Genomic DNA, 12,742 nt, shown 5'->3' on the forward strand with positions numbered 1-12,742 from the left:
TGTTATCGTGGCTGCCTAACCTAAATGACTTTCCCATAGCGTTATTGCCAGTAACTGGCGGGCTCAACAATATTTCCTGTGCTATAACTTCTTAATCGGCTTTGATTTTTGCTGAAGCATCTGGCGATCAGCCGGCTGGCTTTGGAGTGGTGAGCAGTCCGACAGGCATGGTTACATCGAGAATGAATAATATCGATGTTAAACAATATGTTGAGCAGTAACGCCAGCCTCTACTCAGTAAATTTTAATGACCACAACAGGTTATCCGTCCTCTAGCAGGTTAATACTGTGGCGTGACGCGATTCATCAGTGTTGAAGGCTGCTTAACATCAGCCATAGTGCCTTGGTAACTCTGGGACGGTAATGCATGGTAGATAAGTCAGTGGCTTCAACGCGCAAACGTCTTCCGTTACTGCAGCAAAAATGGGGGTTCATCATTCTATTGTTGGGCGGGATACTGACGATTCTTGCCTGTAAAACAGTTGATAAAACCAATCATCAACAAATCGAAAATTCGATCCACGAAAACGTTCTGCCATTATTTAAACGCGTTGCTGAGCGTTTCTCTCTCTATGTCTATGGCGTGCAGGAAGCGCGTACCGCGGTGTTGGTTGGTGGTGGTCGCTACGTGACCCATGAAGACTTCTATCGTTTTGGGCTTACCCTTGACCTCGAACAAGGATTTCCCGGCAGTCGTGGCTTTGGCTTTGTGCGGCGAGTGCCACAGCAGGATGTGGCTGCATTTCTTGACGATGCACGTGCCGATAGAAATGATGACTTTACCCTTCAGGAGTTTGCCGCCAACCCGCAAGAACGCTTTATTTTGCAATACATGGAGCCTTATCAAATCAGCACGAACCATGCCGTAGTGGGGTTAGATCTTGGCTCTGAACCAAGGCGCCGCGCCGCCGCGATTGATGCCATGCTGAGCGGTGAAGCGCGCATGACGGTGCCGATAGAACTCAAGCTTGACCAAACGAAGGCGCAAAACTCGTTTGTTATCTTTTTGGCTGTGTATCGTGGCGGGCAAATTCCGGTAACTGAGGAAGCACGTGCTGCGGCCTGCTTTGGCTGGTTGATTGCGCCATTGGAGCTCCATGATGTTCTAGGTGATATCGCCCCAGACCCAAGTTTATTGGACTTTCAAATCAGCGATTTGGCTAATAACCCTCAACCGTTTTACCACATAGGTAACTCTGACGGACTGTTTCCCATTGAGCGGGATATCGCCATTTTGGGACGTAACTGGCGCTTCCATGCTGGGGTTACGCCAAAATATCTCAGTCGCCTGCAGCTTATTTCAGTTCCGATGACGGCGGCCTTAGGCATTATCTTCACCGCCTTGGGAATGCTGGCCATCCTGCTATTTAATGTGTATTCAACCAGTCGACGCAGTTTAGCCCAAGAACAGACAAAGCTACGCGCCATTGTTGAGAGTTCGGCTGACGCCATTATTGGCAAGACGATAGACGGCATGGTGATGAGCTGGAATAGTGGCGCGGAAAAAATCTTTGGTTACAGCGCTCAAGAGGCGATTGGCCGACCGTTGAAACAGCTGATTTTGCCTAAGCGCTTGTATGCCGAGGAAGAGAGCATTCTGACCAAGCTCCGTCAGGGAGAAACGGTCGAGATTTTAGAGAGTGTGCGGCACCATAAGGATGGTCATGAAATTCCCGTGTCATGCACACTGTCGCCGATTTTTACCGAAGACGCTCAGGTGGTTGGCGTGTCGAAAACCATGCGCGACATTTCAAAGCAAAAAGCCGCTGACGCCAAGATTCGTGAGCTTAACAGCAACCTAGAGCAGCAAGTCGCACAGCGTACCGCCGAATTAGCCGAATTGAATCTGCTGTTTGAAACCGTCATTTCCGCCGCCTCTGAATTTTCCATCATCGCGACCGATACCGAAGGTGTGATTCGGCTGTTTAGTCATGGTGCCGAGCGGATGTTGGGCTACCGTGCGGTCGACATTGTCGATGTCGAAACCCCGATCATCTTTCACGTTGCTGAAGAGGTGAATGCGCGTGCTGAAGTGCTAAGTGCTGAGTTTGGTCAACCTATTGCGGGCTTCGATGTGTTTGTTTTTAAAGCGAGGAACTTGGCGAGCGATCAAGCGGAGTATCAGGAGTGGACTTACATTGCCAAAGATGGCCACACTTTCCCGATTCGTCTAGTGGTTAATGCTATGCGTGACGAACAGCAGCGCATTATTGGTTATCTTGGTATCGCATCTGACGTGACCAAAGAAAAAGCCGCTAAGGCCGCGTTGAATGCGGCGAACGATAAACTGTGGGCAACCACCCAAACTCTGATCACCGCCTCACGCACCGCAGGCTTGGGTATCTGGCAAATCGAATACGGTGACTACTCGGTCGTTTGGAACGACAAGATGTATGAGATATACCATCTGCAAGCGACAGACGAGCCGATGACATTTGAACGTTGGGCGGCAATGTTGCACCCGGATGATGTCGAACATGTGCTCGAAGTCGTGAATACCGCGTCAGAGGAGAATGTGGAATATGACGTGGCGTTTCGCGCGTGTTTAGAAGACGGTGCCGAGCGCTATATTCAAGGGGCGGCGACCATTGAATGTGATGCCGAGGGGCAACCACTCAGAATGATCGGTATCAATATCGACATCACTGAGCAACGTCTGCTCAACCAACGTTTGATTGAAGCAAAAGATAGCGCCGATGCCGCCAATGCCGCAAAATCGATGTTTCTTGCCAATGTTAGCCATGAAATTCGCACGCCGATGAATGCGGTACTTGGTATGTTGCAACTGCTGCTGAAAACACCGTTACAGCAGAAACAGCACGATTTTGTCACCAAGGCACGCATTGCAGCTACCTCGTTACTTGAGCTGCTTAACGATATCTTAGACTACTCAAAAATTGAATCAGGCAAACTGGAATTAGACCCTCATCCATTTGATTTTAATGCTTTAATGCAACATTTGGCGGTGGTGATGAGCAGCAGTTTGCGCGACAAGCCAATAGAGCTGTTATTTGATTTTGATGAGCGCTTACCGCCGCATTTAATGGGGGACGAACTGAGGTTGCAGCAGGTAATGATTAATCTGCTGAGCAATGCCATTAAGTTTACCGAGCAGGGTGAAGTGGTCGTCCGGCTTAAGGTCAAGCAGCTGACAGCAAAGCAGGTGACGTTTGAGTTGAGTGTCACCGACAGCGGCATCGGCATCAGCCCAGAACAGCAACAGCGTATTTTTGAGGGCTTTATTCAGGCAGAGGCGTCAACCACCCGCCGCTTTGGTGGTACAGGTTTGGGTCTGGTGATCAGCAAGCGTTTAATTGCGCTGATGGGCGGTGAGCTGCAGCTGAAAAGTGCTTTGGGAGAAGGCAGCTGTTTCTATTTCGACTTAACCTTAGCCATCAACCATGAGATTGACTGGCAACCCCAGCAACTGGGAGGGCAGCCAAAAGTGCTGGTGGTGGATGACAACGATATGGCGCGGGCGTTAGCGACGGCGTCACTCGAACGGTTACATGCCCGCGTGGATGCGGTGGCTGATGGTGAGGCGGCTTTGCATCAGCTACGTCAGGCCGAAATGGCCGGTGAGCCCTATGATTGTGTGCTGCTCGATTGGCTAATGCCGAAGATGGACGGATTAGCCGTGGCTGAAAGTGCTTTCGAGCAATTGGCGCCAAGTGCTTTACCTAAGTTTATTTTGATCAGCGCCGCCAACCATGAAGACCTCCCGAGTTTGAGTGAAAGCTGCCCCATTGATTTAGTGCTGTCGAAACCCGTGACCAGTGCTCAATTGGCGCAAGCGGTGACCGATGTGCTTTATGGCATTAACCCTAAGCCATTAGCGCTCGTGGAAGATCACTGGGGCGAGGGATTAACGGGATTGAACATTCTGCTGGTGGAAGACAACAGCTTTAATCAAGCGGTGGCGATGGAACTGTTGAGTGGCGAAGGCGCAAAAGTGACGCTGGCGGTAGACGGTCTGGAGGGGTTACATCAGGTGCGTGAATACGGTGAAGATTTTGATGTGGTGCTGATGGATATGCAGATGCCGAAGATGGATGGCCTCAGCGCCACCCGCTTAATACGACAGGATGAACGCTTCAAACAGCTGCCTATTGTGGCGATGACGGCCAATGTCAGCCAACAGGATCGTGATAGCTGTTTAGCCGCAGGCATTAACGCGCATCTCGCTAAACCACTGGATTTTCCCGAAGTTGTGGCGACAATTCAGCGGCTAACAAGCTGCCAGCGCGCAGACAAAAAGCCGACGATTAAGCGGCAGGAACATGACCGGCTGACACAGATATTGCAGCGCTTTGGCGGTAACCAACGACTCTACGCTAAGTTACTTGAGAGTTTTAAGCGTTCATTTGAACAGCTTCTGCAGGCGTTGCAGGTCGCATCTGAACAGCATCAGTGGGCGTTAGTGCAAACCACATTGCACACGATGAAAGGCAGTGCTGGTACCGCGGGATTAACGGAGCTTTATGATGCGATTCTGGCCAAAGAAAGCGCGCTCAAACATGCTGCCGAGCAAGACAAAGCCAGCTTGTTAGGTGGCGCTGTTGCTGCATTTGCACTGCTCGCCCAGCAAGAGTACCAAGATCTACACGAGTTAATGCAAGCACATCAGTCCAACAAGGAGGTTAATGATGAGCAGGCAGCGACGTCTCCGCCGCTCAAGGTGTTAGTGGCAGAATTACGCAGTTGTCTGCAAGCCGGCAATATGAAAGCCATTGAGCTGGTCGAGCAATTAGCGGAACGATTAGACGGGGCGTTGGCGCCACAATTATCACAATTGCAGCAGTTGACCGAAAACTTGGAGTTTGAGCAGGCGTTGCTGTGCTTGGCTGAACTTTGGAGTGCATATGAAGCGTGACACATTGGTTAAGCAGTATTTTCGCGATGGATTACGCCCCGTATTGTTGGTCGTCGATGACCAGCCTATCAATATTCGTGCATTGAATGAGGTCTTTAAAGATGACTTTGAAGTCTTGATGGCAACCAATGGCGCCAGTGCGATTAAAAAGGCCAAGGAATACCGTCCGGATGTGATTTTACTCGACATCGTGATGCCCGACTTAGATGGTTATCAAGTGTGTAAGGCGTTAACGAATGATGAAGCAACTCAAGATATCCCGGTGATTTTTGTGACCGCAGAGGATGATTCAAAAGTTGAGGCAAAAGGGTTTGCGGTGGGCGCGGTTGACTTTATTACCAAGCCATTTCATCCGTTAATTGTCAAAGCACGGGTGATGACCCATCTGACCTTAAAGCTGCAGATGGACTGGATGCGCAATATGGCATTGCGCGATGGCTTAACCGGATTATTTAATCGCCGCCGCTTTGATGAGGCACTCGAGAACCTCTGGCGCTTATGTCAGCGCGAGCAGCGACCTTTGTCATTGTTGATGATCGATGTCGATTTCTTTAAGCGCTTCAATGATAACTATGGCCATATCGTTGGCGATGATTGTCTAAAACAGGTAGCGCAAGCGTTGCTGCAAGCGTGTAAACGTCCGGGAGATCTCTGTTGTCGCTATGGCGGCGAGGAGTTTGCGTGCTTATTGCCGTTCACCGATTCGGAAGGCGCGCAAGCATGTGCCGATGAAGTGCTGAGGCAGGTACAACAGCTACAAATTCCCCATGAAACATCGGACGCGGCCAAGGTGGTCACGGTCAGTATCGGGATCAGCAGCATAGACGCCAGTGCGCCCAATAGCCCATCTCAGCTGCTGTTACATGCGGATGAGGCCTTGTATCAAAGTAAGCAAAACGGTCGTCATCGCGCTAGCCTATATCGTGCAGAAGCCGCGGCAGAATAAGCTGCCAAGTTGCGCGTTAACCGCCACGAGGCTAAATTTCGGGGCCAAAGCATTCCTGATAGGTATTACATTGATCGCAACTCGGCGCACGACACACATAATCGCCGCCAGTCTCACATAACTGTTTGTATAAAAAGCGCTTCCAGCGCATATTCCGGTCATTACCAGCAAACAACGGCGGAAAATACCAAGCAAAAATCTGACTCAGTCGTGGCCGCTCCGGCAACCCCAGATCTTTCCAAAGATGGCGATTACCTAAGCAGCCACTGGCAATAATCACCGCGGCAAAGCGAGCATAGCAAGCGTTCGGATTGGCGTTTTCCATCAGCAGGGTGATCAGCTCTTGCTGCTCTTTATTACGTAGGTTAACGATATCCTGCCGCACTTGCCGAATCGGGGTTTTATGTTGGCCGAGCGGCACCGTTACCTCAATATCGCTGGCGGCGAAGTCGGCACATAAAGCGCCAAAGCCCGCTTCTGCTAGCCCAAGAAATGGCGGTAGTACTGTTTCGCCGCTAGCAAAACTGTCGACAATCGGTTGCCAGAAGCGTTCCAGTTCCTGCGCTCGTGTCAGTTCAATCGGAATCTGCATCAACACTCCCTCCGTAGTTCTATGCCAGTCAGGCTACCAAGTGGATTAACCGCCATTGCTGACTCGTTCACGATCGCTTCTTCTACGGGACAGATGCTGGCACATTGCGGATCGGCAAACTTGTCTTCACAGCCAGTACAGCGTCGTGGATGGATCATAAACTGCTTGGGATTATCGGGATCGGCAAACACAGCATTGCTGGGGCACACCAACAAACAGGCATGGCAACCAACGCATTTATCAGTAATGGCATACTTCATCGTTGCTCTCCTTATGGCTGTCGGCCTTTGGCGCTAGCTGAGTTTTAGCAAGGGTGGCGAGTGCTTCATCGATAGGCGCAAAGGCGTGATCCACATTTGGGGTAATGCCCATCTGCTCTAGCGTGCGCCATGGGGCTATGCCAATGCGAGAGCACAGCACCATGCGGCAGTCTTCGATTGCTTTAAACATCGCTTGTTTGTCGGCTTCTTCCTCTGGGCACTCGCTGGCGCCGTTACAGTATTGCGCGACCTGACGCCGCTCTAAGAAGTGAAACTCAGTGGTGGCGCTATCAAGCTGATAAATCTCAAACTGCTGCGCATGACCAAAATGGGTGTTGATTAACGGCCCGCCATTGGTGGCGACCGCGATCTTTATGGGTTGGCTCGTCTCGCTTGCAGCTTCAGTTCCACAGCCACCGCCTAGGGTGCCAACTGCATCGGCACGGCATTGTTGGCAATGGGTCATCTGCGGCATAAATTGCCCAGACGCGTCGCGGGCGCTGCTCAGCTCGGCCTCTGTTGGGCCGCGTTGGCCAGTGACGCCAAAATAAGTGCCGTGTTCAGCGGCGGAAATCAGCGGCATGATGTTGTGCATCAATGCGCCGCGCGCCTTCACCGCGGCAGACAGTGTGGCAATCTGCTGATCATTAATGCCGGGGATAAGTACGGTATTGACCTTCACCAACATGCCGAGTTTTGCTGCTGCTTCTAAGCCCGCAAGCTGATTGGCAATCAATCGCTCAGCGGCTGCTAAACCGCGCAGGCGGCGATGATTGTAATATACCCAGGGATAGATTTTGGCAGCAATGACAGGATCAATGGTGTTGATGGTAATGGTCAGATGGTGCACGCCATGGGCGGCGAGTTCGTCGGCATATTCTGCCAGCATTAAGCCATTGGTTGAGATACATAGCTGAGCAGTTGGATCTTCTTCACGGATAAGCTTTAAGGCACTAAAGGTCGCTTTGGGATTCGCCAGCGCATCTCCAGGACCGGCGATGCCGACGACGGTCAGATTAGGCGCGCGCTTTTTGATGGCGCGAAATTGTTTCAATGCGCCGTGCGGGTCCACCAGATGAGATACTACCCCGGGACGTGACTCGTTGCTGCAATCGTACTTGCGGTTGCAGTAGTTGCACTGAATATTGCAGGCCGGGGCGACGGGCAGGTGCATACGCGCATACTTGTGTGCCTGTTTTGAATAACAGGGATGTCGTGCGATCTGTTGCTGTACATCTTTGGGCAACAAATGGCTGACAGACGCGCCTTCTGCTTGGCTGCTGGAGCAGCCAGTGCTTGCGGCTGACAAACGCTCATCGGTGTGAAGTTCCATAGTGACCTCTGGCATTTAAAACTCAATGATGCAGCGATGTTGCAAACTCTATTCCTGAAAGGGTGTTTATGTGAATCAATAGCTTAGGATGGTTTGTGCTGGCCTCTGTCTGCTTGTCGGGTGACAATTGTCGCAAAGCAGACAAAGGCCGATGTAGGCTTACAGCTCTTTCATTTCGATATTCATAATCTGAATACGATAGGCAATTTGCCGTGGGGTCATATTCAGCAACCGCGCCGCTTTGGCCTTTACCCAGCCGGAGCGTTCTAAGGCATCAATCACCTGTTCACGTTCGTCCATCACACGCTCACGTACCACTGCGCTGCCATTATTGTGATTTGGCATTGCCGCATGGCTGTGGCTACTTGAAGGCGCAATGAATTGCGGTGCATCGATTTGGCTAAAGGTCACCAGATCTGGGCCAATGGTGCCAGATTCGCTCAGTACAGAGGCGCGCTCCAGCGTATTTTCCAGCTCACGCACGTTGCCCGGCCAGCTGTACGCCATCATGGCGCGCACCGCGCTGTCGGTCAGCGACAATTCTCGTGATTGCGCTTGTCCGAGGCGCTTGATCATATGCTCGGCCAGCTCTGGCAGATCTTCCGTTCGCTCCCGCAATGGCGGCAGATACATCGGCATTACATTCAAACGATAGTAGAGATCTTCACGGAAATTGCCCTGACTGACTTCCTCTTCCAGATTACGGTTGGTGGCTGCAATGATGCGCACGTTGACCGAAATGGTTGCGGTGCCGCCAACGCGTTCAAACTCTTTCTCCTGCAATACACGCAGTAATTTCGCCTGAAATGCGGGGCTGGTTTCACCAATTTCATCAAGGAAAATCGTACCGTTGTGAGCCATCTCGAAACGGCCTTTACGCTGCTTAACTGCACCAGTAAAGGCACCTTTTTCATGACCAAACAGTTCTGATTCCAATAAGTTATCCGGCAGGGCGGCACAGTTGAGTTTGACGAATGGGTTGTTGGCGCGCGGCGAGTTGTAGTGAATAGCGTTCGCCACTAACTCTTTACCCGTTCCCGACTCACCCCGCAGTAACACGGTGGAATCCCAACGCGATACCAGACGAATTTGCTCGAAAATCTGCCGCATCGCCTTTGTGTGGCCCACTAAGTTTTTGAAACTGTAGTTGTTGCGCACTTTGCGTCTTAGCCCATCGCGTTCGTCAACGAGCTGTTTCTCTTTGGTTTCCACCTTGTAGGCTAATTGCACGTTCTTGGCGATCAGGTTGGCGATCATCTCCAAAAAGCGTGATAGCGCTGCCAGTTCGTCATCACCACACATCGGTGGTTGCGCCGATAGCGCGCCAATCACCTTATTCGTGCCATCTCGCAGCGGCACACAGATGTAGGGCTTGTCGTAATCATACAGCGCTAATTTGTCGGCAAAGCGGTTATCGTTGCCAATCTGGCGAATCACAATCGCACTGCCATGTTTGAGCACTTCACCGACAATGCCTTCGCCAACTTTGTAGTACACCTGCTTCTCTTCCGGCTCGGTCGCCTGACCCGGATTGTGCAGTGACTTGATCAGCAAAATATCGCGTTCGGCATCGAGAATGGTCAACATGCCATGTAACAGCTTGCACTCGTTATGCAGCACTTTTAGCACGTTGTTGGCCGATGCTGTGTAGTTCAAACTGCTGTTCAGTTCGCTACTGATCTTATACATGGCCGCCAGTAACTGGCGCTCTAGGTCAAATAAAGAAATCTCTACACCCATAAGCACCTCACCAGCTATGTTTTGGGAAGGTCAGACGAATACTCGCACCCTTAAGATGCGGGCTGTCGGCAATCGATATCGTGGCCGAGTGTTCGTTTAGTACCTGCTGCACTATCGACAGCCCAATACCGCGGCAACCTGATTGATGCCGTGGCTTAGTGCTGTAAAACGGATGGAACACTTTCAGCCGAATATCTTCGTGTACGCCGGCACCGCTGTCTTCGACGATAATGCTGATGTCGTTGTCATCTTCAGCGGTGGAGATCAGCATGGTGCGCTCATCAGCTTTGGAGGCCTGAATCGCATCAACGGCATTGTCGATAATCTGCTTTAAGGCCAGCACCAGCCGGTGGGGCATGCCGGATATCGACGGTAAAGTAGGTGTCAGTGCCAGCTCAAGATGGGTGCTGGTGAGCAGCAACTCGTCGGTGCTAATCGCGGTGGCATCGCGCACCACTTGATTGAGATTCACTGGTTGGAAGGCTTCGTTGCTGCGCTCAGGGATTGCCTGTTTGATCTCATTCATGGCATCGACAGCGTTGATCATCGCTTCGTCCATGGCTGATAACCCAGGGCAGGCATGACTGGTTTTTTTGAGAATTTTGACTGCCGACTCAATCATATTGAATGGCCCCTGCAGTTGATGCAGCGTGGCCATTAACGCCTCCTGCATGGCATGCACGTAGCGGTTGTCGCTGGCCATCAGTTTGACTGAGTTAATCCGGCGCTCTTCAACTAGCAGCTTTTCTTTGGTGCGATCACTGATGGCGACCACTGTGTAGTATTCGTCTGAAGGATGAAAATAGGCCTCAGCAGTGGTGTCGGTAACCGGAATTTTTGCCAGTGCATAATCAAACCAGCGTTCACCGAGTGGTCCATCTTGTTGAATATGAATGCCTTTGTAGCGGTTCTGCCGATTCCCCATAAAAGCTTCAATACAGTTAAAACCATATTCATCACTTAAACTGTCGGCCAGTAGCGTAATTGGCGACTGTTGAATACTGTCATGAAGATGCTCAAAACGACGGTTGCTGAACAAGACATTGTGCTGCGCATCAATCAGCGCGATGGCGATCGGCGCTGAGTTCAACACCGCCTGAAACATGGTGAACTGGTTTTTCTGATGGGTTTGCAGCTCGTGTTGTTCAGTGATGTCTTTGTGAATCGAGTAATACAGCTGTGTACCGTCATTGTTGGTAAAGCTGGAAATTGAAATGTCGGCGATATAAGGCTGGCCGTTCTTGCGTTTATTGATGAGTTGTCCCTGCCAATGTTCACCACGAGTGATCGCGCCCCACAAGCTTTGGTAAACACTACGCGGCGTGGCTTTATAAGACAGCATTGAGCAGTTATTGCCTAATAGTTCACTCTCTTGATAACCGGTGATATCCACAAACGTTTGATTGATCAGCAGCAGATTACCCGCTTGATCGGTAATGCTGATGGCGATTGGCGCGTGTTGCAGGATCTGCTTAAAGGCGTCTAGACCAATTTGCGGCGTCTGTAACGTAGGTAGCGTGTCGTGACGTTGTTCCATGAGCCTTCCTTATCAGATTAGGTGGGACGATGCAGTCGTCGCATTCGTCCCAAACTGCACAATTGTTAAACCTCGCGTTTTGTCTGTTAGTGCATAAATCAGACCATCCTTAGCTATTGCTCATGCCAACTTACTGATAACAGTGAATTTCTTTGAATAAACAGGCTTTGTTTGATTTAGGACAAATTTTAAGCGGCCATCTGCGTTTGTCAGCTTTGCGACAATCGGTTTAAACGGCGCTGATGAGGTTGGATAGCGGTGGCTGTTGCATCATCTTTCTTTATTAGTGTGCAATCTTGGTGCAAAAAATAACCAATCTGTGTTTTTTGATCTTCTAAATTAGCTCCACTAGACTGGCAGCCAAGCTTGCGGGGGAAGCGGACTTGAACAGTGGTTAACGAATTACAGGAGGTAACTGATGTCGTTATTGTCTAAAGCGCTATTGGCACTGCCATTGCTGGCGGTGCTGAACTGTCAGGCGGCGGAGAAGGTGGCCTATGGCCCGGAATTGGAAGGATTTGAATACCCTTGGCCGGTAAAGCAATTTAACTTTGAATCGCAGCGGAACCAGCTGCATATGGCGTATATGGATGTGCCAGCCAAGCAGCCTAATGGTCATACGGTCGTATTGTTGCATGGTAAGAACTTTTGTGCGGCCACCTGGCAGGACAGTATTACGGCGCTGACCGAAGCGGGATATCGGGTAATCGCCGCCGATCAAATCGGATTTTGTAAGTCCAGCAAACCTACGGCTTACCAATATAGTTTTCAGCAGCTTGCCGCGAATACTCACGCGTTACTTGCTGCGCTGAAGATTGATAAAGCGATTGTGATGGGGCATTCCACTGGTGGCATGTTAGGTATTCGCTATGCATTGCTTTATCCTAACGCCACCGAGCAACTGGTGCTGGTGAATCCGATTGGGCTGGAAGATTGGAAAGCCAAAGGCGTGCCGGATATTGGCGTCGATGGCTGGTATCAAAGTGAGTTACAGAAAACCGACACTGGGATTCGTAACTACGAGCGCAAAACGTATTATGCCGGGCAGTGGCGCGACGATTATGAACCTTGGGTGCAGATGCTTGCGGGCATGTATCGCGGCGCAGGCAAAGAGATCGTGGCGTGGAACTCGGCGCTGCTGTACGACATGATCTACACCCAACCTGTGTTTTATGAGTTTGAACAGCTTACAGTGCCAACACTGTTGTTCATTGGCGAGCAAGACACCACGGCAGTGGGTAAGGCGCTGGCGGCACCGGAGATTCGCAAGACCTTAGGTAACTACCCGGTACTGGCACGGGAGGCGGCCAAACGTATTCCCAATAGCCGCCTTGTTCTGTTTCCTAATTACGGCCATGCACCACAGATGCAAGCACCCAAAGAGTTTCATCAACAGCTACTGCGGTATTTACTGGGCGCGACCCATTAATTTTCTTCAGTAAAACTCGCTACTTAACGGCG

8 protein-coding genes are annotated in these 12,742 nt (G+C 50.8%); 3 read left to right on the plus strand and 5 right to left on the minus strand.

Annotated elements, in window-relative coordinates; genetic code table 11:
- Positions 1 to 367 precede the first annotated feature (367 nt).
- Entirely contained in the window at positions 368 to 4,873 is a 4,506-nt protein-coding gene (locus HR45_RS08440; protein WP_037441861.1) for a hybrid sensor histidine kinase/response regulator, read from the plus strand.
- A complete protein-coding gene (locus tag HR45_RS08445; RefSeq protein ID WP_052074611.1) occupies positions 4,863 to 5,819 on the plus strand; it encodes a diguanylate cyclase domain-containing protein in 957 nt (318 codons plus the stop codon). Before HR45_RS08440 ends, HR45_RS08445 begins: the two co-directional genes overlap by 11 nt.
- 31 nt (positions 5,820 to 5,850) lie before the next feature.
- Here the strand turns inward: HR45_RS08445 and HR45_RS08450 are convergent, their stop codons facing one another.
- From HR45_RS08450 to nifL, 5 genes are all read right to left on the minus strand, one after another.
- Positions 5,851 to 6,411: a nitrogen fixation protein NifQ gene (locus tag HR45_RS08450; protein ID WP_037441863.1), complete on the minus strand. Its 561-nt coding sequence runs from the start codon at positions 6,409 to 6,411 to the stop codon at positions 5,851 to 5,853.
- Complete coding sequence (locus tag HR45_RS08455; RefSeq protein ID WP_037441867.1) at positions 6,411 to 6,671, minus strand: 4Fe-4S dicluster domain-containing protein; 261 nt, start codon at positions 6,669 to 6,671, stop codon at positions 6,411 to 6,413. The genes HR45_RS08450 and HR45_RS08455 overlap by 1 nt, the downstream gene beginning before the upstream one ends.
- A complete protein-coding gene (nifB, locus tag HR45_RS08460; RefSeq protein WP_037441997.1) occupies positions 6,652 to 8,004 on the minus strand; it encodes a nitrogenase cofactor biosynthesis protein NifB in 1,353 nt (450 codons plus the stop codon). The genes HR45_RS08455 and nifB overlap by 20 nt, the downstream gene beginning before the upstream one ends.
- A gap of 159 nt (positions 8,005 to 8,163) precedes the next feature.
- Positions 8,164 to 9,744, minus strand: coding sequence for a nif-specific transcriptional activator NifA (gene nifA / locus HR45_RS08465; RefSeq protein WP_037441871.1), 1,581 nt, complete (start codon positions 9,742 to 9,744; stop codon positions 8,164 to 8,166).
- 7 nt (positions 9,745 to 9,751) lie between these two features.
- Positions 9,752 to 11,281, minus strand: a complete 1,530-nt coding sequence (gene nifL / locus HR45_RS08470; RefSeq protein ID WP_037441874.1) for a nitrogen fixation negative regulator NifL — start codon at positions 11,279 to 11,281, stop codon at positions 9,752 to 9,754.
- Between the two features lie 418 nt (positions 11,282 to 11,699).
- Here nifL and HR45_RS08475 point away from each other — a divergent pair, with 418 nt between their 5' ends.
- Positions 11,700 to 12,710 carry an alpha/beta fold hydrolase gene (locus HR45_RS08475; RefSeq protein WP_052074613.1) on the plus strand — a complete coding sequence of 337 codons (1,011 nt, stop codon included), beginning with the start codon at positions 11,700 to 11,702 and terminating at the stop codon, positions 12,708 to 12,710.
- Positions 12,711 to 12,742: the final 32 nt, after the last annotated feature.

Source organism: Shewanella mangrovi (assembly GCF_000753795.1).
In the GTDB taxonomy this organism is placed as follows: domain Bacteria; phylum Pseudomonadota; class Gammaproteobacteria; order Enterobacterales; family Shewanellaceae; genus Shewanella; species Shewanella mangrovi.